The 23,181-nt window shown below is 77.1% G+C and carries 6 protein-coding genes; 3 read left to right on the top strand and 3 right to left on the bottom strand.

What is annotated here, in order from left to right; genetic code table 11:
* Positions 1-67 precede the first annotated feature (67 nt).
* The gene (locus tag ACGFZP_RS37555; protein ID WP_392941434.1) at positions 68-10,948 is read right to left on the bottom strand and encodes a MupA/Atu3671 family FMN-dependent luciferase-like monooxygenase; all 10,881 of its coding nucleotides are present in this window, start codon (positions 10,946-10,948) and stop codon (positions 68-70) included.
* 162 nt (positions 10,949-11,110) lie between these two features.
* Positions 11,111-12,460: a helix-turn-helix domain-containing protein gene (locus ACGFZP_RS37550; protein ID WP_392941432.1), complete on the bottom strand. Its 1,350-nt coding sequence runs from the start codon at positions 12,458-12,460 to the stop codon at positions 11,111-11,113.
* 259 nt (positions 12,461-12,719) lie between these two features.
* On the opposite strand from ACGFZP_RS37550, the gene ACGFZP_RS37545 reads away from it, so the two are divergent.
* The 3 genes from ACGFZP_RS37545 (at position 12,720) to ACGFZP_RS37535 (ending at position 22,331) form a co-directional block, all read left to right on the top strand.
* Positions 12,720-16,262 (top strand): BTAD domain-containing putative transcriptional regulator, encoded by a 3,543-nt coding sequence (locus ACGFZP_RS37545; RefSeq protein ID WP_392941430.1) that lies wholly within the window; start codon positions 12,720-12,722, stop codon positions 16,260-16,262.
* Positions 16,263-16,545: 283 nt separating this feature from the next.
* Positions 16,546-19,536, top strand: coding sequence for a condensation domain-containing protein (locus ACGFZP_RS37540; protein WP_392941429.1), 2,991 nt, complete (start codon positions 16,546-16,548; stop codon positions 19,534-19,536).
* Between the two features lie 59 nt (positions 19,537-19,595).
* A complete protein-coding gene (locus tag ACGFZP_RS37535) occupies positions 19,596-22,331 on the top strand; it encodes a LuxR C-terminal-related transcriptional regulator (protein WP_392941427.1) in 2,736 nt (911 codons plus the stop codon).
* 63 nt (positions 22,332-22,394) lie between these two features.
* On the opposite strand, the gene ACGFZP_RS37530 is transcribed toward ACGFZP_RS37535, so the two are convergent.
* A complete protein-coding gene (locus ACGFZP_RS37530) occupies positions 22,395-23,171 on the bottom strand; it encodes a class I SAM-dependent methyltransferase (RefSeq protein ID WP_392941425.1) in 777 nt (258 codons plus the stop codon).
* Positions 23,172-23,181: the final 10 nt, after the last annotated feature.

Genomic DNA, 23,181 nt, shown 5'->3' with positions numbered 1-23,181 from the left:
TCCGGTCGGCGCCGGGTGGGCACGCCCCCGGCCCCCGGCCGTCGGCGCCCCCGGCGGCGGCCCGGCGTCAGCCGGTGGCGTCGGCGGTCCGCTCCAGTGCCGAGGTGAACTCCGCGGCCCAGCCGCTGAGGGTGTCCGGGCGGAAGAGGTCGGTGCTGTACTCGAACCAGAGGCGGATGCCGTCCGGGCCGGGTTCGGCGCGGATGTAGAGATCGGTGCGGGACACCCCGGCGCTGGGCAGTGTGCGGAGTTCGGTGCGGAGGCCGGGCAGGCGGACGGAGGGCCCGGTGGTGTCGGCCACGGTCAGCATCACGGCGTCGAGCGGGGGCTCGCCCTCCTTCGGGGGCGGGATGACGGCGACCACCTCGTCCCAGGCCAGGGCCTGGTGTTCGAGGGCGGTGAACAGCGTCCGGGTGGTCCGGGCCAGGGCGGCGTCGAAGGGGGTGTGCGGGTCGGCCGACAGGCGGAGCGGGACGGGGCCGCCGAGCATGCCGACGGTGTGGAAGTGGGCCGGGTCCGGGCGGTTGGCGCTGGACAGGGCGAGGACCAGGTCGGACTGGTCGCAGAGCCCGCCGAGCCAGCGGGCGCACACGGTGGCCAGCACCGCGGCCAGGGTGCTGCCCTGCTCGGCGGCCAGCCGGCGGAGCCGCTCGGTCGCGGCGGCCGGCAGGACGGTGGCGGCCACGGCTCCGCGGCCGGAGGGCCGGGCGGGGCGGGGGAGGTCCCGGGGGAGGCGGGCGCCGGCCGGGTCTCCGGCGAGTTCGGCCCGCCAGAAGCCCTCCAGCTCGGCGCGGGCGGCGCCGGAGGTCTGCCGGGTGCGCCAGGCCGCGTAGTCGCGGTACGGCACCGAGGGCTCCGGCAGGTCCGGTTCGGTGCCGGTGCCGGCCGCGGTGTAGAGGGCGGGGAGCTCGGCCAGCAGAACGCCCAGCGACCAGCCGTCGACGAGCAGGTGATGGAAGGTCAGGACCAGGGTCCACGAGCCTTCGCCGAGGCGGGCGAGCCCGGCGCGCCACCACGGCGCCTCGTCCGGGAGGAACGGCCGGTCCGCCAGGCCCCGGGACCAGGCGTCCACCTGCTGCGGGTCGACCTCCTCCACCCGGACCTCCGGGCGGGCCTCGGCCGGGACGTGTCGGCGGGGCCCCTCGGCGGTCTCGGTGAACCGGCTCCGCAGGGCCTCGTGCCGCTCGGCCAGCAGCCCGAGGGCGTCGGCCAGGGCCTGCGGGTCGAGCTCCCCGGTCAGGTCGAGGCGGACGCTCGCGTTGCAGACCTCCGGCCGTGGATGCGTCCGGTGCCGCCGCCACATCCGCAGCTGCACGCCGGACAGCTCGGCGCCCTCCTCGCCCGGGGCCGGCAGGCGGCCGGCCAGCGCCCGGACGGTCGGCTGCTGGAGGAAGCCGGAGAGGGAGCAGTCCAGGCCGAGCTCCGCGCGGAGCCGGCCGAGCAGTCGGACCGCGCTCAGCGAGTGACCGCCCACGGCGAAGAAGGACCGGTCGACCGGCACCGAGCCGAGGCCCAGCTGCTCGCACCAGACGGCGTGCACGGCGTGTTCGGCCGGCGTCAGCGGCTCGGCTCCCCCCTCGGCCGCGGCCCAGTCGGGCTCCGGCAGGGCGGCCAGGTCGTGCTTGCCGGCGGCGTTGAGCGGCAGTCGGTCCAGCCGGACCCAGGCGCCGGGGACGAACGGGCCGGGCAGCCGGGCGGCAAGCCGGGCGTGCACCTCCGCCGGGTCGGTGCCGGGGCCGAGCACCAGGTAGCCGACCAGTCTCGGCCCGCCGTCGGGACCGGTGCGGACCACCACCTCGGCGTCGCGTACGCCCGGCACGGCGAGCAGCGCCCGGCGGGTCTCGGCCGGCTCGATCCGGACGCCCCGGATCTTCACCTGGTCGTCGCGCCGACCGAGGTAGCGCAGCTCCCCGGCGGCCGTCCAGCGCCCCAGGTCCCCCGTCCGGTAGAGCCGGGAGCCGGGTGCCAGCGGGTCGGGGACGAAGGCGGCCGCGGTCTCCCCGGGCCGGTCGAGGTACCCCAGGGCCGGCGCGGCGCCGCCCGCGTGGATCTCGCCCACCGCGCCGAGCGGGACCCTCCGCCCGGCGCCGTCCAGCAGCCGGACCGCGACCCCGGACACCGGGCGGCCGACGGCCGGGGCGTCGTCGCGCGGGTCCACCCGGTGGGAGGTCACCATCATCGACGCCTCGGTCGGACCGTACTCGTTGAAGAGGGCGCAGTGCGGGTGCGCGGCCAGGAACCGGCGCAGGGCCGGGGTGGGCAGCAGCCGCTCGCCGACCGAGACCAGCTCGCGCAGCTCGGGGAGTGCGGGGTCGGCCTCCATCAGATGGGCGAGGGCGCTCGCGGTGAGGCAGAGCCGCTGGACGCCGTTACCGCGTACGGCGTCGGCCGTCGCGTGGGCGTCGTACCGGTCCTCCTCGGGCAGCAGTACCAGGGCGGCGCCAGAGCCGAGGGTGGTGAAGACCTCGAAGAGGCTGAGGTCGAAACCGGCGGAGGCCCACTGGAGGGTCCGCAGCCGTGGCCTGGTCCGGCGGAACCAGCGGAACAGGTTGACCGGTCCGCGGTGCGGCAGGAGCACGCCCTTGGCGCGGCCGGTGGAGCCGGAGGTGTAGAGGCAGAGCGCCGGGTCGTCGGGGCCGCGGGCCGGGGCGGTGTCCGGCGTGGGCGGGGCGGGTCGGGCGGGCTCGGCGTCGAGGTCGAGCACCCGCAGCCCGGGTACGGCGGTGCGCAGGCCCGCTGGCTCCGCCGCGGCCGTGGTGACCAGCAGCACCGCCCCGCTGTCCGTCAGCATGTGCGCCAGCCGGGCGGCGGGCTGGGCGGGATCCAGCGGCAGCAGCACGGCGCCGGCCTTGAGCACGGCCAGGACCGCCGACACCGCGGGCACGCCGCGCGGCAGGCAGACGGCCACCACCGCCCCCGTGACGTCGGCCCCGGCCCCGGTGCGCAGCCGGGCGGCCAGCGCCTCGGCGGCCAGGTCGAGTTCGCGGTAGCCGACCGGTTGCCCGGCGTCGACCACGGCCGGCGCCGAGGGCGTGCGGCGGGCCTGCCGTTCGAACGCGTGGTGCAGCAGCTCCGGGTGGTCCGGCCCACCGGGGGCGGCGGCGTCCGGGTGGTTCTCGAAGCCGTCCAGGAGGCGGGCCTCGGCCGCGGGCGGCGCCGTCAGGTCGGACAGCCTCCGGCCGACGGGATCCTCGGCGCCGAGCTCCAGCACCTGCTCCACGTAGGCCAGGATCCGGCGCACGGTCTCCTCGGTGAACAGCGCCGCGTCGTAGTGCGCCAGGCAGTGCAGCAGGCCGTCGCGGTACGACAGGCAGAGGCTGAGGTCGAAGGGCGCCCGTCCGTTGGGCAGGTCGACCACCTCGCCGCGCAGCGCGCCCGCGCCGAACCCCGGCTCGGCCGGGGCCTCGTACTCCACCATCACCTGGAACAGCGGGTTGCGGCCGGCCCCGCGCTCGGGGTTGACCGCGCGCACCAGCTCGTCGAAGGGCACCGCGTGGTCGTAGGCGTCGGCGCTGAGGGTCCTGACCCGGTCCAGCAGCTCCGCGAAGGCCGGATCCCCGGCCAGGTCGAGGCGCAGGGGGACGGTCTCCACGAAGAAGCCGATCACCCCGTCGCAGTCGGCGGGGCGGTTGCCCACGGCCGTGCCGAGCACCAGGTCGTCCTGCCCTCCGAACCTCGCCAGGACGGTGCCGACGGCGGCCACGACGGCCATGAACGGCGTCGCGCCGCTTGCCCGGGCGAAGCCGCGTAGGGCCTGGCGGGTGGCCGGGCCGAAGGTGTGGGAGAGCCAGGCGGGGACCGGGGGGTGCTCCGAACGCGGCCGGTCGGTGGGCAGTGCCGGGGCGGGTGCGTCCGCGAGCCGGCGGCGCCAGTAGGCGAGCCGGTCGGGGGCGGTCGGCTCGCTCTCCGGCCGGCTCTCCGGTCGGCGGGCGGGCAGCGCGGGCAGCGGTGCGGACGGGTGCGGCCACGCGCGCAGATGGGCGGCCAGGTCCTGTCCCAGGATGTGCAGTGAGGCGGCGTCGAACACCAGGTGGTGTGTCAGCAGCACCAGGACGTGCCGATGGGCGGACAGCCGGAGCAGCCGGGCCCGGACCAGGGGTGCCCGGGTGAGGTCCAGCGGTTCGGCGCCGAGCTCGGCGAGGTGCTCGGCCACCGCGTCCTCCTCGAACCGGCCGGAGCAGTCCACCAGCGGGCAGTCCAGTACGGCCCGCGCCTGGACCACCTGCCGCGGCTCGCCGTCGCGCTGCCGGAACGCGGTGCGCAGCGCGGGCTGCCGCCGCACCACCAGGTCGAGCGCCGAGTCGAGGGCGGCCTGGTCCAGCGGGCCGTCCAGCCGGATCGCCCGCGGCTCCAGGTAGTCGGTGCTGTCGGGATCGAGCTGTTCGATGAACCAGACGCCGCGTTGCGCGGGCGAGAGCGGCAGTTCGGCCTCGGGCTCGGTCTCGGCTTCAGGTTCGGCGACGGCGACGGCTTCCGGCTCGGTGGCAGCGGCGGTGAACCGGCGCCGCAGCTCGTCGAGCCGGACCAGCCCGTCGAGCACCCGCTCGCGGCTTAGGCCGAAGTCGACGAAGCCGGCGATCTCGTCGACCCCGGCGGCCAGCAGGCGTGCGACCACGGGCGCGGCGCTGTCCACGGTGCCGATCAGCGCCCGGTCGGCGCAGTACTGCTCGTAGGCGCGCTGCAGGAGGAAGTCCAGGTCCTCGGGCGGGGTGCGCTCCAGGTCGGCGGCCAGCCCGAGGCTGTTGGCGAACTGGCCCAGCAGTGCCATCGACGAGCGCAGATAGGCGCAGAAGGGATCGCGGGCCTCGGCCCGGGCGTCAGCCCGGTCGGTACCGAGGTAGGTGTGGAGCAGTGCCACCACCCGGCCGGCGGCGGGATCCAGTCCGGCCTCGGCCCGGGCGCCGCGGTAGATCGCGATGTTCTCGGCGAGCTGCTCCACGGACTGCGACATCAGGTTGGTGACCACCCCCAGCCCGTTCCGGGCGGCGGCCCGGTAGCTGTCCGGGTTCTGCGCCACCGCCACGAACAGCGGGGGCTCGGCCTGCACCGGCCGGGGGAACAGCGCCACGTCGACGGGCCTGCCGTCGCCGGCCGTCGCGCCGACCGACGCTCCGGACCAGAGCGCCCGCACCGTGTCGAGCCGCTCGTACATCAGCTCCCGGTGCCGGCCGAAGCCCTCCGGGGCGAGCGCGAAGTCCCGTGCGTGCCAGCCGGATGCCACGCAGAGGCCGGCCCGGCCGTCCGAGAGGTTGTCCACCACGGACCACTCCTCGGCGACCCGGATCGGGTGGTGCAGCGGCAGGACGACCGAGCCCGCGTGCAGCCGGATCCGGGTGGTGCGGGTGGCGAGCGCGGCGGCGAGCACCGAGGGGTTGGGGAAGAGGGCCCCGAAGGAGTGGAAGTGCCGTTCGGGCAGCCAGACGGTGTGGAAGCCCTGCCGGTCGGCGTAGGCGGTGGCGTCCAGGACCAGGTCGTACTTGTGCCGGCCGTCCTGCTCCGGGTAGTCGCCGAAGAAGTAGAGGCTGAAGTCGCAGCCCCGAACCGACGGGCCCGGGGCCGGGGATGGCGCAGAAGCCGGGGACGGCGAGGGCGCGGGCGAGGGCGACTGGAGCGTGACCGGCGTGGGCGGCGCGGGCGGCGCCGGGGACGGTGCCGGGCCGGCTCCCAGGACGGCGAGCTGGCGCTCGATCAGGTCGGCCATCCGGTCGTTGAGCCGCAGCTGCTGGGCGATGAGCGCCTGGACCGGGTCGGACTGCGCGGACCCGACAGCGGGAACGGCCGCGGCGCCGACAGCGGGAACGGGAGCGGGAGCGGCAGCGGCGCCGACAGCGGGAGCGGCGGCGGCAGCGGCCGGCCGGTGGGGCTCCAGCGCGGCGGCCAGCCTGCGGGGCGTGTCCAGGGAGTCGAACAGGTCGCGCAGCGCCACCCGGGAGCCGAAGCGCTCCCTCAGCTCGCGGCCCATCGCGGCGAGCGCCAGGGAGTCCGCGCCGAGCCGGACGAACGTGTCGTCGGGTGCCACCTCGCCCGGGGCGCAGCCGAGATGGCGTGACGTCAGGGCGATGACCTCGGCCAGCGGCACACCGGAGGCGGCAGCGCGGGCGTCCGGCCGGGCCGGCTCCGTGGGCAACTGCTCGGGGGGCAACGGCTCCGTGGGCAACGGCTCCGTGGGCAACTGCTCGGGGGGCAACTGCTCGGGGGGCAACTGCTCCGGGGACGACGGTCCGCGCGAGTACGGGACGTCCGTTCGCCGGAACGGGTAGCGCGGCAGCGGATCGGGCGACGGCGCGCCCTCGCGCGGAAGCCCGAGCGGAGCGCCCAGGCAGTACAGCTCGGCCTGCGCCAGCGCGTCCCCCGACTCCGCCGGGAGGGCGCGCCGCTGGGAGGCGGTCCACGGGCGGCCCCGGGTGGTCCTGCGGCCCAGCCCGGCCAGCTCCTCGTCCGGTCCGATCGTCAGGTAGCCGCGGCAGCCCGCGGCCTCCAGCGCGGTCAGCAGCCGCCGGAACCGGACCGGGCCGCGGAGCTGGGCCACCAGGTGGTCCGCCCCGAGGACCGACCCCGGCGGCAGGACCGTGCCGTCCGGCCCGCAGGCGAACGGGGTGTGGATCGGGAGGTACTCGCACCGCTGCGCCTCGCGGCGGAACTCCGCCAGGACGGGATCGAGCAGCGCCGAATGGAAGGCCCGGTCCACCGGCAGCCGCCGCCAGGCCACCGCCTCGGCGTCGAGCAGGGCCGCGGCCCGGTCGACGTCCCCGGGCCGGCCGGAGAGCACCTGGCTGTCGGCCGCGTTCTCGGCCGCGACGGTGAGTCCGGTCGCCGCGGCGATCCGCCCGGCCAGGGCGGGGTCGGCCCGCACGGCGAGCATCGCGCCGGGTTCGGTGCCCTGCATCAGCCGTCCGCGCAGCGCGGTCAGCCGAAGGCCGGTCCTGGTGCCGATGCCGCCCGCGGCCCAGAGTGCGGCGTACTCGCCGATGCTGTGGCCCAGCAGGTGGTCCGGTCGCAGACCGCGGCCGCGCCACAGTTCGGTGGCGGCCGCCTGGGCGGCGAACAGCGCGGGCTGGGCCAGCTCCGTGGACAGCGGGCCGTCCGGCGCGGCCTCCAGGCGGTCCAGCAGCCGGGTGCCGGTGAGCCGCCGGTACTCCTCGTCGCACTCCGCGAGGAGGTGACCGGAGGCGGGGTGCGTGCGCAGCAGGGCCAGCAGCGGCCGGGGGTCGGAGCCCTGGCCGGAGTAGGCGAAGGCCGTCGGGCCGAACCCCTCCGGGGGCACGCTGCCGTGGTGTCCGTCGGGGGTGGCGCCGGTGCGCTGCCAGGTGTCCAGCGCCTCGGCGAGTCCGGTCGCGGTCCGACCGGTCACCGCGAGCCGGTGGGTGTACCGGGGGCGGCGGGCCAGTTCGGCCGCCACGGCGCCCGGCGGTGTCCGCGGCCGGGCGGCCAGCCAGCCGGACAGCTCCGAGGCCAGGTCGCGCAGCGCCTCGGGGTGTCCGGCCGACAGCGCCAGCACGGCGGGCCCGGCGGCGGGGGCGCCGGCGGGCTCGACGGCCTCGGGAGCCTCCTCCAGCACGACGAAGGCGTTGGTGCCGCCGACGCCGAGCGCGCTCACCCCGGCACGCCGCGGTTCGTGGCCGGCCGGCCAGGGGCGGGTGTCGGTGGCGAGGACGAACGGGCTGCCGGCCGCGTCCAGGGCGGGGTTCCAGGTGGTCGGGCCGGGCATCGCGACCAGGGTGCGGTGCCGCAGCATCAGCACCGACTTGATCAGACCGGCCATACCGGCGCAGGTGTCCAGGTGCCCGATGTTCGCCTTGACGGAGCCGAGGGTGCAGAAGCCCGTTCGGCCCGACGGGCTGCGCAGGGCGGCGCTGAGAGCGGCGAACTCGACCGGATCGCCCAGCGGGGTGCCGGTGCCGTGCGCCTCCAGATGGCCGATGCCGTCGGCGGGCAGACCGGCACGGGCGAGGGCCTGCGAGATCACCTCGGTCTGCCCGGTGACGCCGGGCGCAGTGAAGCCGATCTTGGCCGCGCCGTCGTTGTTGACCGCCGAGCCCGCGATCACCGCGTGGATCCGGTCGCCGTCCGCCAGCGCCCGGCGAAGCGGCTTGAGCAGCACGACGGCGACCCCGTTGCCGCCGACGGTGCCGTCCGCGGCCGCGTCGAAGGGGCGGCAGGCGCCGCTCGGCGACAGGACGCTGCCTGGGTGCAGCCGGTACCCGGAGTGCTGCGGCAGGTGCACCGCCGCCGCGCCCGCCAGGGCCAGCTCGGCATCGCCGTTCTGCAGGGCCTGGACGGCGAGGTGGACCGCCACCAGCGAGGACGAGCAGGCCGTCTGCACACCGATCGCGGGGCCGCGCAGGTTCAGCCGGTAGGCGACCCGGGACGCGAGGAAGTCCGGGGCCGCGCCCAGCGAGGACTGCATGGCCAGACCCGGGTCGGCGGGCGGGCGGCCGGCGTCGCCCTGGTAGTCGAGCAGGTTCATACCGGACCCGGCGAAGACGCCGATCCGCTCGGCCCGGGCGGGGTCGGCGTAGCCGCCCTCCTCCAGCGCGTGGTAGGCGCACTCCAGGAACAGGCGGTGGGCGGGGTGGGTGAGGGCGGCCTCGTGCGGGCTGACGCCGAAGAAGCGGTGGTCGAAGCCGGTGACGTCGTCCAGCACCCCGCCGAAGGGCCGCAGCCGGGGATCGGCGGCGTCCTCGGGGGTGAGGCCGGCCGAGGCCAGCTCGGCCTCGCTGAAGGTGGAGATGCGCCGGGTGCCGGCCCGCAGGTCGGCCCAGAAGCCCTCCGGGTCCGAGGCGCCGGGGAAGCGCAGGGCCATGCCGATGACGGCGACCCGTCGGTCGGGCGCCTCCGGTGCGTCCGCCGGTGCTGCCGTTCGAGCCGTCCCGGCGGCCGTCCCGGCGGTGGTGCCGGTGGCGGCCTCCGGGGCCGCGTGCAGCCCGTCCAGCGCGGCTGCCAGCGAGGCGATGGTGGGGTGCTCGAAGAGCAGGGTCCGGGGGAACCCGACGGCGAGGGCGCGCTCCAGCCCGACGTGCAGCCGGACCAACGCCACCGAGTCGAGCCCCAGTTCGTGGAAGGGCGTGGTGTCCCCCGGGCCCTCGTCGGGCGCGCCGCCGGACCGCGCGGCGAGGACCTCGCGGACGGCTCGGCGGACGGTGTCCAGCGCGGGCCGCGGCTGCGGAGGGAGAGGCGGCTGCGAAGCGAGAGGCGGCTGTGCAGGGGCCCGCGGTTCGTCCGGGCCGGAGGCCAGCAGGATCTCGCGGGCGGCCCGGCGCAGCACCTTGCCGCTGGAGGTGCGGGGGAAGGCCGCGGCCGCCACCGGGACGACGGCCGCGGCGGTCAGCCGGAGCCGGGTGAACAGCGCCGCGCGGATCGCCCGCGCGGTCGTCGCCGCCTCGCGCGCGGGGTCGTCGGGTGCGGGGTCGTCGGGTGCGAACAGCACCCCCAGGGCCTCGGTACCGCTCCCCGCACCGGGCAGGCCGCAGGCGGCCACCGCGCCGGCCAGCACGCCCTCGACGGAGGCCGCGACCTCCTCGATCTCGTGGCAGAGGTGGTTGTGGCCGTTGAGGATCACGATGTCCTTGTCCCGCCCGGTCACCACCAGTTCGCCGTTGCGGAGGAAGCCCAGATCCCCGGTGTCCAGCCAGCTGCGGGGCTCCCAGTCGCCCGTCGGGAACGCCCGCTCGTCGGCGGCCGGGTCGTCGACGTAGCCCGGGGTCACCCGTGCCGAGCCGACCTGGAGGGTGCCTATCCGGCCCTCCGGCAGCACCTCGCCCTGCGGGCCGACGATCCGCAGGGTGGTGCCCGGGGCCGGGCGGCCGACCGACACGAACTCCACGCACTCGTCGTCCGGGGTCTGCGGTCCGGCGTACTCCAGCGCGCCCGCGAGACTGGCCCGACGGATCCGGTGGGTGCCTCCCGGGGCGCCGAACCGGCCCATGGTGATGCCGGTGCAGGTCTCGGCCATGCCCCAGGCGGGCACGAAGGAGTCGCCCGGCAGGCCGAGGCGGGCGGTCGCCGCCAGGAATCCGCGGACCAGCCCGGGGGTGATCTGCTCGCCGCCGCTGACCAGGGTGCGCACGGCGGAGAGGTCCGGGTCGGCCTCCGGACGCCTGGCCAGCGCGTCGCGGACCAGCTGGTAGCCGAAGGCGGGGGCCCAGGAGTGGTTCACCCGGTGCCGGTCCATCAGGTCGAGCCAGCGCAGCGGGTCGGCCAGCACCAGGTCGGTGGGTACGTGGATCTGGGTGGTCCCGGTGAACAGCGGCAGCAGGTGGTAGAGGAGCAGGGCGCCGCTGTGGTCGGTCGGCAGCCAGTTCAGCGCCACCTCGCCCGGCCGCCAGCCGAGCAGCCGGCGCGAGCCGTGCCCGAACTCGGCGAGGCCCCGGTGGGTCAGCCGGGCGGCCTTCGCGTGGCCGGTGCTGCCGGAGGAGAGCATCAGCAGCGCGGTGTCGGCGCCGTCCGGCCGGTGCGGGTCGGTGCCGTGGCGGTCGGTCAGCGAGCCGGGGTCGATGGCGGGCACCCCGGCCCCGGTGAGCGCGGCGACCCCGGTGGCGGACGACAGGACCGGCGGGCGGCCGAGCCGCCGCCAGGCGTGGACGAACCGGCCCGTTCCGGCGTGCAGTTCGGCGCTCTCCACCGGCTCGCTGATCGCCATCGGCTGGACGCCGCCCAGCAGACAGGCCCAGAGGGCGGGGAAGAAGTCGGCCGGGGGCAGGCCGACCAGGATCGCCCGGTCCCCGGGGGCGAGGCCGTGCCGGCGCAGCCCGGTGAGCAACCGCCCGGCGGTGTCGAGGAGTTCCGGGTAGCGGACGGTGTGGGCCTCGCCCTGCCGGTCCAGGGTCACCAGTGCGGCCGAGGGGAAGCGGACCGCCGCCAGCCGCAGGAGTTCGGGCAGTGTTTGGGGATCGTCGGCGGTGAGATCGATGGGCCCGCCGTGGCTCAGCGCGAGTGGTATCCGGCTCATCAGGTCTCCCTCGGTCGGCCAGCGACCACGATGAGACCACGGTGCGACCGGGCCGTCAAAGGCCGCTCCGGGCCGCCGAATTGGGCGTCAATTCGGGTTCCTCCGAAGGAAATCCGTGACTGCCGGCCTTGACTGAACGGCCACTTTTCCGGCCGGTCGGTGCTACCGGTCGGCGAATTCGGCGCCCTCGCCGGGCGGTGGTTCCGGCAGTCGGTGGCCGTGGCAGCGCAGCGCCTGCCGGAAGGCCCGGGCGGCCGATTCGTGCTCGCCGGCCCGGTGGAGCGCGGTGGCCAGTTCGGCCCAGGCGCCCGCTGCGCGACGGCCGCGGGTCGCCCCGGTCAGCGCCTCGGCGGCCTGCCGCAGGGCGGTGCCGACGGCCGGAGCGGCCGCGCTGCTACCGGTCCGGGCCTCGGCGAGCAGCAGCAGGGCCCGGGCCCGTTCGGGACCGGCCTCGGGCGGCAGTACGGCGAGGGCGCGGCCGGCCAGCTCGGCGGCGGCGGCGGCCTCGCCGAGCAGCAGCTCGGCCCGGGCCGCCGCGAGGGCGTGGGCGGCCCGGTCGGCGGGGGCGCCGTGCTCGGCCAGCGGCGCCGCCGCCGCGGCCAGTTCGGACCGGGCGGCGGCCGGGTCGGGCGGGTCCTGGCCGAGCAGGACCTCGGCGTGCAGGACGCGCAGCCGCCCGGCCACCCGCTCGTGCTCGCCCGCCGGCTGCGTCGCCAGCGCCCGTCTGAGCAGCGGCAGGGCGTCCCCCGGATCGCCGCCCGTGTGTGCGGCGAGGCCGGCGCCCCAGTACGCGGCGCCGAGCGCCCCCGGGGTGCCGACCGACTCGGCGAGCCGGACGGCGGTGCCGGTGAGCTGCCGGGCGCGGTGGACGTCCCCCCGTTCGCAGTGGAGGGCGGCGAGGGAGGCCAGCAGCTCCACCCCCACCTGGGTCGGGACCAGCCCGAGCCGCTGCACCTCGGCCAGGGCGCTCTCGCCGAGCGTGAGCGCGTGGTCGAGGTCGCCCAGCTCGCGGTAGCAGCGGCAGAGTGCCACCACGACGGCGAGCCGGGAGACCCGGCCCTGGGAGTGCGCGGCGGCGGTCCGCAGCCGCTCGTAGCGGTCGACGGCCTCGGCCAGCCGGCCGGCCCGCTCCAGGGCGCGGGCGGTTCCCAGGTCGGCCGCGAGCCCGAGGTCCCTGAGGTCCGCGCCGGTGGCCCGCTCCCGTACGGACCGGTACCGGCCCAGGGCGGCCTCGGGCGAGCCGTCCCGCTCCAGGGCGGCGTCGGCGAGCTGGAGTTCGACCTCCAGCTCGCCGCGGTCGGCGCGGTCCAGGAGCCTGGTGAGGTGCTCCGGCTCGCAGCCCAGCCGGGCGGCGAGCCGGACGAGGACGTCGGGTGACGGCGTCCGTCTGCCGGACTCCAGCAGGGAGATGTAGCTGGGGGAGAAGTCCGGTCCGGCCAGGTCCGTCTGGGAGAGGCCGGCGGCGCGCCGCAGCCGCCGGATTCCGGCGCCCAGCCGCTGCAGGTGTTCCACGGTGAACTCCCCCTGTGACTGCGGATTATGACTGAACTTAGTATGACCGTCTCCACGGGTGCCCGCGCTGCTCCGCCCTGCGGGGATCGGCGGGGATCCGCGGGAATCCGTGCGGCCGTCCGTTGATCCGGGGGTTGATCGGATGTAGATCGGCGGGGGAGGCCGGTGGGAGCGGGGCGCGGGCGCCCGGTCGACGGGGATTCCTCCGCGGGAACCATTCGGGGACATGCCAAGTCCTGCATATATGAACGGAGCACAGGTGGACGAACGATGTTTCCAGGCGCGCGAGCTCGGGTTCGGCGTGCTGGGATCCTTGCGGGCGCACTGCGGCTCGGTGCAGCTCGCGGTGGGGACCCCGCAGCAGCAGGCGATGCTGGCCGTGCTGCTGCTGAGCCCCAACGGGTCCTCGACCATCGCCGGCCTGGTCGAGGCGCTGTGGGGCCAGTCGCCACCCGATGCCGCGGTCACCACCGTACGGACCTACGCGTGGCGCTGGCGGCGGCTGATGGAGCCGGACCGCTCCGTCGCACCGGTGGTCCTGGTGTCGGCCGGCGACGGCTACCGGCTGCTCGTCCCGCCGGACTCCCTGGACCTCTGGCAGGCGGAGGACCTCGTCGGCCGGGCGGCCGGGGCCCGCTCGGCCGGGCGCCTGGAGGAGGCCGACGCCCTCCTCGAACAGGCCCTGGCACTGTGGCGGGGCGACCCGCTCGCCAAGATCCCCGGGCCCTTCGCGAAGCGCCAGCGGGCCCGGCTCACCGAACTCCGGCTCACCCTGATCGAGCAGCGGCTCGACCTGGCGCTGGCGCTCGGCCGGCACGCGCTGGCCGTCCCGGACCTGACCGCCTTCGTCTCCGAGAACCCGCTGCGCGAGAGCGCCCACGGGCTGCTGATGCGGGCCCTGTTCGCGGGCGGCCGGCAGACCGAGGCGCTGCAGGTCTACCAGCGGATCCGGCAGCGGCTGATCTCCGAGCAGGGCCTGGACCCGGGCCCGGAGCTGACCGAGATCCACCGGCGGGTGCTGGCCGGCGACCCCTGCCTGCTCGGCCCGGCCCGGGGGGAGGACGCCTCCGAGCCGTCGGACGCTCCGGCTGCCCCGGCTGCGCCGACCACCCCGACCGCGCCCGACGAGCGGACGCCGGCCCCGGCCGACCGGCCGTCCCCGCACGCCGACGCACCCGAGCGCGGGTTCCGGGCGGCACTGCCCGCACCCGCGCAACTCCCCGCCGAAACCGCCGACCTGGTCGGCCGCACCGCGCCCGCGGCCCGGATGTGCGAGGCGCTGACCGGCGCCGGACGCGGCGCTCCCGCCGTCGTGGCCGTCGCCGGCATGGGCGGGGTCGGCAAGAGCGTGCTGGCCGTCCACGTCGCCCACCGCACCCGCCGCTGGTTCCCCGACGGGCAGTTGCACGCCGACCTCCGCGGCGTCGACCAGGAGCCGGCCGACCCGTCCATCGTGCTGGCCGACTTCCTGCTCGCCCTGGGCACCCCGGCCGACGCGATACCGGACGGCCTGGAGGCGAGGGCGGCCCTGTACCGGTCCTCCCTGGACGGCCGGCGCGTCCTGGTCCTGCTCGACAACGCCCGCGACGCCGCGCAGCTGCGCTACCTGCTGCCGGGCTCGGCGGGCTGCGCCGTGATCGCCACCAGCCGGACCAGGCTGTTCGGCCTCCCCACCGGCCTCGAGGTGGACCTCGACGTCTTCACCCCCGACGAGGCCCTCGAACTGCTCGGCCGGCTGGCCGGCCCGGAGCGACTGCACCAAGAGCCCGAGGCCGCCGTCGAGCTGTTGGCGACCTGCGGCTTCCTCCCGCTGGCCGTCCGGATCCTGGCCACCCGGCTGGCCTCCCGCCGGAGCTGGACGCTGGAGTCGCTCGCCCGGCGGCTCGCGGACGAGCGGCGCAGGATCGCCGAGCTGCGGGTCGGCGACCTGGCCATCGAGGCCGCCTTCGAGCTGGGCTACCGCCAGTTGACCCCCGCCCAGGCCCGGGCGTTCCGCCTGGTCTCCCTCGCGGACGGTCCCGACGTGGGGGTGCCCGCCGCCGCGGTGCTGGTGGACGCGGACGAGTCCGAGGCCGAGGAGCTGCTGGAGTCGCTGGTCGACGCGGCCATGCTGCAGAGCCCGGCCGCCGGCCGCTACCGCTACCACGACCTGCTGCGGGTGTTCGCCCGGCAGCGGGCCCGCTGTGAACGGCCCGGCGAGGCCGTCGAGGCCCGGACCAGGTGGCTGGACTTCCTGCTGGCCACCGCCTGTTCCGCGTTCCAGCAGGCCGTCCCCGGCGACCCGGTCAGCGGGATGCTCGGTCCGGCCCGCTCCGCCGGCGAGCCGCTGGCCGACGCCCGGGCGGCCCGCGCCTGGGCGGTCGCCGAGTTCGAGGGCGTGGTCGCCGCCGCCGAGGAGACCGCCCGGGGCGGCGAGGAGTACGGCCGCCGGGCGCTGAGCGAGGCCACCGACCTGCTGATCGCCCTCACCCCGTTCGGCTGGGAGGTCCGGCACGGACTACTGGCCCGCGGCGCCCGGGTCGTGCTGCACGCGGCGGACCGGGTGGACGACGCCAGGACGCTGGGCCGGGCCCGGTTCCTGAACGGCAACCTCGCCCTCCAGGCCGCCCGGCTCGCCGAGGCCGAGACCCATGCCCGGCAGGCGGTCGAGCTGTGCCGGATCGCCGGGGACACCGCGATCCTCCGCCAGGCCCTCAACGACCTCGGGATGGTGGCGCAGTTCCAGCACCGCTACGAGGAGGCGGTGGCCTGCTTCGACGAGGCGATCACCCTGGCCCACGAGCTCGGCCACCGCTCCGGAGCGACCGCGACGAGGCTGAACGCCGCACTGGCCCGGTCCTGCAGCGGGCGGACGGAGGAGGCCGTCGAGGCCTGCGAGCAGGTGCTCGCGGAGCCGGACACCCGCTCCGACCCGGCGTCCGCCGGCTACGCCCTGTACGTGCTGGGCCTGGCGCTGTACCAGCTGGGCCGCCATGACGAGGCGATCGCCCGGTACCGCGAGTGCATCGCGCTGTCCCAGCGGACGGGCATGCGGGGGCGGGAGGCCCGGGCCCGCTACCAGCTCGCCGACAGCCTGCGGGCGGTCGGCCGCACCCAGGAGGCGGTCGGCCACGCCGACACGGCGCTGCGGCTCTGCCGGGAGACGGGGGCCCGCCGGGACGAGGGCCAGGCCCTGCTGGCGCTCTCTCGGGCGCTGACCGCGCTCGGCCGGTCCGAGGAGGCCCGCCTCACCTGTCGCCAGGCGCTCGACCTGCTCCGGCAGCTGGACCTCCCGGAGGCGGCGCAGGCACAGCGGCTGCTCGACGGGATGGGCGAGGCGGTGCGGGCGGGCGGGCGGCCGAGTCCGGGCGTCGGCCCCGGTCCGTCACGCGCCGACGAACCGTACGGCCACTGCCGGAGCTGTCCGGCCGAGCAGCCGCCGCGCCCGGCGGCCCTGGTCGACCCGGCCCTGGTCGATCCGGCTCTGGGCGACCCGGCCCCGGCCGTCGGGGCCCCGGTCGCCGGGGCCTCCGGTCACTTCTCGGCGGCCTTGCCGGTGCAACTCGCGCAGGAGCCCGTGGTGTTCCATTCGAGCGGGACCCCGGTGCCGCCCGGCGCGGGGGCGGCGGACACCTTCGACCCGCCGTCGACGGCGCCCGGGGCGCCGTACGCGGTGCCGAGGAGGAACGCGGCGCCGGACAGCAGGAGCGCCGCGGTGAACCGGGTGCGGCGGGAGGGGAACGGGGAGCCGGCGGACATCGACGGGCACCTCTTTTCCGGTCAGGGGGCGGCGGACAGGAGGACTGTCGCAGAGTCCGCCTGACCGTCGATCAACTTCCGTTCAACGCGGTGGACGCGACCGGGGCCGACAGGCCGCCGGGCGGCCCGGGCCGACCCCTCGCGGCGGCCCGGCCACCCGCGCCCGGCGCACCGGGCCGGGCCGGGTGTTGAACGCGCGTCGATCCCCCGCAGGCGTGCCGCCAGCACAATCGTGGCCATCGGGGGCCGCCGGAGCCGGATCCGCCGCGGGCCACGCCCGTGCCGCGTGCCAGGCCCGCCGCCCCCGGAACCCCGGCAGCATCGGCAGCACCCAGGAAGGACTGTGCGTGAACACCGCACCGCAGTACATCCCGCTCTCCGTTGGGCAGCAGGCCATGTGGGTGGCCTGGAAACGCGATCCGGCGCAGTGGACGCACATCATCCCGACGCCCTTCCTGGTGCAGGGCCGGATCGACCCCGACCGCCTGGCCCGGGCGGTGCGAGCCGTCGGACGGGCCTGGCCGCAGCTTCGCGGGCGGGTCGCCGAACACGAGGGCCGGCCGGTTCTGGACTGGTCCGACGCGCCGGAGATCCCCGTCCGCGAGTCGTCCACCGAGGAGGTCCGCGAGGAGGCGGTGCGCCGCACCTGGCAGTCCCCGTTCGACCTGCGCACCGGGCCGCTGGCCCGGGTGGACCTGCTGCACTGCCCGGACGGGACGGTGCTGCTGCTCGCGGTGCACCACCTGGTCTACGACGGCGCCTCCATCCTGCTGGTGCTCGACGCGCTGCGCCGGGCCTACGCGGACCTGCAGCCGCTGCCCGAGGCGCCGACCGGGCCGACCGCCGCGTACGCGGAACGCTCCCGGGCGCTGGCCGACGGCCCGGACGGGGACGTCCACCGGGCCTACTGGCGGGAGGCGCTGGACGGGGGCGCGCGGGACTTCCGGCTCCCGGTCGGCGCCGACCGGCCGCAGTACACCGCCGTCGCGCAGACGCTCCCGGCGGACCTGGCTGCCCGGCTGCGCGAACGCGCGGCCCAGCTCGGCATCTCGTACACCGCCGTGCTGCTCGGCGGGTACTTCGCGCTGCTCGCGCGCTGTACCGGAGCCGCCGAACCGCTGGCGTTCGTCCCGTACCACGGGCGCTCCGACGCCGCGCTGAGGGACAGCGTCGGCTACTTCGTCAACACCCTTCCGGTGCGCTGCCCGGTCGGCGGGTCCGACTCCTACGCGCAGCTGCTGCCCCGGGCGTACCGCCGGCTCAAGGAGGCGCTGTCGCACGGGGACCTCCCGCTGCCCGCCATCATGCGGGCGGCCGGCCTGACCGGCCCGCAGGCCCAGGCCCGCACCCACCAGACGGTGTTCCAGCTGTGGGACGCCACCACCCGGGACGGGGTGGACGTGCAGCGGGTGCGGCTCACCGGCCCGGACACGGACGCGGTGCTGAGCCTCCAGCCCATGGAGAGCACCGCCGGGTTCACGCTGGCGGCGATGGTGCGCAAGGACAGCGCCGGCACGCACCTCCTCTGGAAGGACCCGCAGGGGGCGTGCGGGCCGACCCTGGTCTCGGCGATGGTGGACGACTACGTCCGGATCCTGCAGGACATCGCCGAGGACCCGGGCACCGCGGTGGCGGCCACGCCCGTGCGGTCGGGCGGCTGCGGCACCGGGATCCAGGACACCGACGGTCAGGACACCGACGGTCAGGACACCGACGGTCAGGACACCGAAGGCCGGCGCGCCGACGCCACCGCGCTGGACGCGGCGACGCTGGCCGCGGTCACCGCCATCTGGGAGGAGGTGCTGGGCTTCGGCCCGATCCGCCCCGAGGACTCCTTCTTCGAGCTGGGCGGCCACTCGCTGCTCGCCGACGCGCTGGTCGCCAGGGTCTGCGAGCAGTTCGGTACCGACATGTCGCTGAAGACCCTGTTCGACTCCCCCCGGCTGGCGGAGTTCACCGCCGAGGTGCAGCGCGCGGCGGGAACGGCCGGGGCGGCCCCGGAGCCCGAGCAGCAGCCGGAGCCCGGGCCGTCGGACGGCTGGGCCGCGCTGCCGCACCGGATGAGCCTGGGCGTGCGTCGCGGCGACCTCGGCGGAGGCACACCCGTCAGCGTCATCTGCAAGGTCTTCCGGTTCGCCGGGGCCTCGGTGGACCCGGCCCGGCTGCAGCGGGCGGTGGCCCTGGCGGTCCGGGTCAACCCGGCGCTGCGCAGCGCCTACCGGGACGACCCGGTGGCCGGCCCGCAGTACCGCGAGGAGGAGTGGACGCCGACGGTCGACCTGGTCGAGCTGGGCGGTGCGGACTGGGACGGGCTGTGCTCGGAGGCCCGCCGGATCGCGGACCGGGAGCTGGCCGACGCCGCGGCGGCCGGGGCCGCGCCGGAGGGCGACGGGCCGCGGCGCCACCTGCGGGTGGTGTGCGTGCGCCGGGCGGAGCCGGGCTTCGCCGTGGTGCTGAGGATCGACCACGCGGTCTGCGACGGACTGTCCTACACCCGGTTCCTGGAGGACGTCGGCGCCGCGTACACCGCCGAGGAGGAGGCCTTCCTCCGGACCCGCAACCGGCCCTCGCCGGCGGCGGTCGCGGCCGCCGAGCGGCGGGTGCTGGACGGCGACCGGAGCCGGGAGCTGCTCGACCTCTGGCGCAAGCGGCTGCCCAACGGGGTCCCGCCGGTGCTGCTCGGAGACGACTCCCCGTGGCCGGCCGGCCCGGTGGCGGCCGCCTCGGTGCCGTTCACCGTCGACGGCGAGGCCTACCGGCGGCACACCGAGCAGGCGCGGCGCCACCGGGTGACGAGCTTCGTCCTGGCGGGCGCCAAGGTCCTGCACGCCATGCGGCCCGACATCGTCAACGAGGAACTGGCCTTCTACTGCCCGTTCCCCGGCCGCTACGTGCCCGAGGCCGGCGAGGTGACGGGGAACTTCGTCAACCTGCTGCCGGTCCTCGTGGACGCACCGCGCGAGGCGGGCCTCGACGCGACCGTCCAGGCCGTGCACGAGGGTGTGCGCTGGGCCCTGCTCCACCAGAACGTCCCGTCGGACCGGGTGACGGAGGCGGTGCGCGGCGTCGGCCGGCCCGGCGCCGACCCGGCCGCGCCCGCCAGGGCCCTCTTCCTGGCCGGCAACCCGCCGGAGGCCTTCACCCTCGGCGGCCGGACCGGCGAGGCGGGCCTGCCCGAGCTCGACCGGGCGCTGTTCGACCTGAGCCTGTGGGTCACCGACACCGGCAGCGAACTGCGCGGCCTGGTCGTCCACCGGCGCGACCTGGTCTCCCGGCCCCAGGTCGAGGAGTGGCTGTCCGCACTGCACGGGCCGGTCCGGCCGCCGACGGCGCACTGACCGCCACCGGGCCGAGCAGGCCCGCCCTACGCCGCCACCCCGTCGCTTGGAGAGCCAGGATGTTCGTGGAAGACGTCGACCCGCAGGCCGGGGACCGGCCGCCGACCGGTGCGCACACCGGATCGGCACTGGTCGGGCGGGACCTCCAACTCGCCGAGGTGGAGCTGGCCCTGACCCGCGCCGAGGGCGGCCGCGGGGCCGTGGTCTGCCTGGCCGGGCTGCCGGGCGCGGGCACCTCGGCCGTCCTGGAGGCCTCGGCGGACCGCGCCCGCCGCCAGGGGTTCACCGTCCGCGAGGCCGCCGCCGGGCCGCACCAGCAGGACTACCCGTACGGGGTGGCCCGGCAGCTCCTCGGGCACCGGGCGGCGGACCCGTCCCTGCCGGACACCCCGGTGGGCCCGGCGGCGGAGCGCGCCGCCGAGGAACGGCTGCAGGAGGCGGTGCAGCAGCTGGTGTTCGACGCGCCGCTGCTGCTCGCCGTCGACGACATCACCTGGGCCGACCCGCAGTCGCTGCGCTGGCTGCACCACCTCAGCCGCTGCCCGGTCACCACGCCGGTGGTGCTGCTGGTGACCCGCTGCCCGGCCGAGCGGGGGGCCGCGTCAGGGCCGCTCGCCGACCTGCTCGCACGGGCCCGGCAGGTGCCCGTCCCGGAGCTGACCGGGCCGCAGGTGGCCCGGCTGGCGGCGGCGCGCGGCAGCGGCGGTTCGACCGGGCCCGCCCCGGAGGTGCTGCGGGACGCCGGCGGCAACCCGGCCCTGCTGCGGGTCCTGCTGGACTCGCAGGAGAGCGGGCCGCCGCTGCCGCACGACGCCGGGGTCCGCGCGGTCGAGCCAGCCGTCCGGATGGTCGAGCGACTGCGGCGCCAGTCGCCGGACGCCGCGGAGTACGCCCGCTGCCTGTCCGTGCTGGAGCCGGCCGCGCCGCGCCTGGTCGGCGAGGTCGCGGCGGTCTCCGGCACCGACGCGGAGCCGCGGCGGGTGCTGACGGCGATGGGCGTGCTGACGGCGGACGGTACGAGGTTCCGGCACCCGCTGCTGCGGGACGGGGTCCGCGCGCTGGTCCCCGACGCCGAACGGGCCCGTTGGCAGGCGGAGGCGGCGGTGCGGCTCTACCAGCAGTGCGCGCCGCCCGCCGAGGTGGCCAGGCGGCTGCTGGCGGGCGCACCGGTGCGGCTGCCCTGGGTGGCGCCGCTGCTGCGCCGGGCGGCCGCGGACGCCCCGCCGGACGACACCGCCCTGCCGGTCGCCTGCCTGCGCGCCGCCCTGGAGCAGCCGCTTGAGGACACCGAGAGGTCGCAGGTGCTCTGCGAGCTGGCCCTGGCGGAGGCCGGGGAGGAGCCGGTCCGGGCGCTGGTCCGGCTGGACCGGGCGCTCGACGCCTCCACCGGGCGGGCCGACGCCGAGCGGCTGGCCGCCACCGCGGCCCTGATCGTCTACGAGGCCCAGGCCCCCGAAGGCGTCGCGGTGCTGGCCCGCACGGCCCGGACCATGTTCGGGGACGCCTGCGGAAGGCCCGGCACACCCGGCGTCGACCCGGCCCCGGGTGCGGTGGCCGGACTCCGGCTGCTGACCAGGGGGGCCGCGAACGGCGCCGCCGGGGGCGGCGGTTCGTCCGCGCGGCAGCACGGCGCCCCCGCGCAGTGCCCTCCCGAGGACTGTGCCGGGGCCCGGACGTCCGCCGTACAGCGGGCGCTGGCGCTGCTGACGGCCGCCGACCCGGCGGCGGCCGCGGGCTGGCCGCCCGGCTGGGCGCGACTGGGCCCCGACGCCGCCGACTGGGAGCACGAACTGCTGGTCAACGCGCTGCTGTTCACCGGAGACACGGAGGCGGCGCTGGACTGCGCGCAGCAGGCGCTGGAGTACGCACTGCGCCACCGCGCCGAGGACGACGCGGCGGCGGGGCACGTCCTGGCGGCCCGGGTGCAGCTGGCCCGCGGCGAGGAGGGCCGGGCCGCCGGGCACGCCCGGATCGCGATGGACGCGGTGCTGGAGTGCCACGGGCAGCGGGCCCGGGCGCCGTGGGCGCTGCGGACCCTCGCGGTCTGGACCGAACTGGAGGTCCGCGGCGACCGGCCCGAATCCGCCCGGGCGATGCTGGAGCGCCTCAGGCCGGCCGGGCGGCTCCCGTCGACCGTGGGCGCGCTGGCGCTGCGGCTGGCCAGGGGAGGGCTGCTGCTGGCCGAGGGCTCCCCGCAGGAGGCCCTGGCCGAGCTGCTGGACTGCGGGCGGCGCCTGTCCTCGGTGCATCCGGCGCACCGACCGGTCCTGCGCTGGCGGGCGTCCGCGGCGCGGGCCCTGCGCGCGCTCGGCCGGGTCGAGGAGGCCGCCGCCTGCGAGCGCGAGGACCTGGACGCCGGGCCGGCGGCGGTGGGGGCGCACCCCGGAGCGGCGGGCCCGGCCCCCCTCGTGCCGCGGGGCCGACCGGGCGAGGGCCGCACACCCGGCATGGTCGGGCACGGCTGGGCGCTGACCGCGCACGAGCGCAGGGTGGCCGAGCTGGCGGCGAACGGCCTGTCCAACCGGGAGATCGCCGAGCGGCTGACGGTGACCCAGCGGACGGTCGAGTTCCATCTGACCAACGTCTACCGCAAACTCGGCATCTCCCGGCGCACCCAGCTGCACGCCTCCCTGGGGGGCGGGCCGGTGGCCGCGGAGCGTCCGGCGGTCCGGCGTCCGCCCTGGTCGGCGGTCCCGGCGGACGCCCCGGCGGGCCCCGGCCTCCGGGTGGCGGCGCGGGGGCGGTCGGTCCTGCCGCGGCCCGTCCCGGCCCGGCCCCGGCGGGCCGCGGGATAGGCCCGCCCGGAGGGGCTGTTCCGGAGGGGCTGTTCCGCCGAGGCTGTTCCGGAGGGGCCGGGATCAGACCGGCTTCGTGCCGACCGCGAGCACCATCGGGGCGTGCGTCGCCTCGGGCGCCGCGTCGCCTCCGGGCAGCGGCACGACGGGCGCCCCCAGCGCCAGGGCGTCGGCCAGGACCGGCGTGCGGACGTCGACCCCGGCGAAGCCGGCCCCGGACAGGACGTCGCGGTAGACGTCCAGCGGCCAGTGGTAGTCCTCGATCTCCAGGGTGTCGGCCGAGCCGAAGAGCTGGACCCGGCGGGTCTCGCCCGCGGCGTAGCGGCGCCCCGGCTCGCCGGTGCGGAAGGTGGCGAAGCGGATCCCGACGGTCTCCGGGTTGGAGTCCAGGACGGCGTAGCGGGCACCGGGCCGCAGCACCCGGAACACCTCGGCCGTCACCTCCCGGACGGTCTCCAAGTCCCCGATGTTGATGAAGACGAAGCAGGACATGGCGGCGTCCACCGAGTCGTCCGGCAGGAACGACAGGTCGGCGCTGTCGATCCGCCGGTAGTGCACCCGCTCGTGGGTGCGCCGCTCGGCGGCGATGCCCAGCATGTGCGGGGAGATGTCGACGCCGGTGACCCGCAGGGCCGGGTGGGCCTGTGCGGCGAGCAGCGACACCCGGCCCGGGCCGCAGCCGTAGTCGAGGAGGTGGCCCGGGCCGGCGGGGTCGAGGCCGGACGGGTCGAGGCCGAGGGCCCGGAACACCAGGGGGAAGCCGATGGCCTGCTCGGTGAGGTCGTCGTAGGCGTTGAAGTCGGTTGCCAGTTCGGCGTCCGAGGACCAGTTCTGGCCCATGGGGGTTCCT

The sequence above is a fragment of the Kitasatospora sp. NPDC048239 genome, assembly GCF_043202015.1.
Taxonomy (GTDB): Bacteria; Actinomycetota; Actinomycetes; order Streptomycetales; family Streptomycetaceae; genus Kitasatospora.
This window is presented reverse-complemented; position numbering and strand designations above follow the sequence as displayed.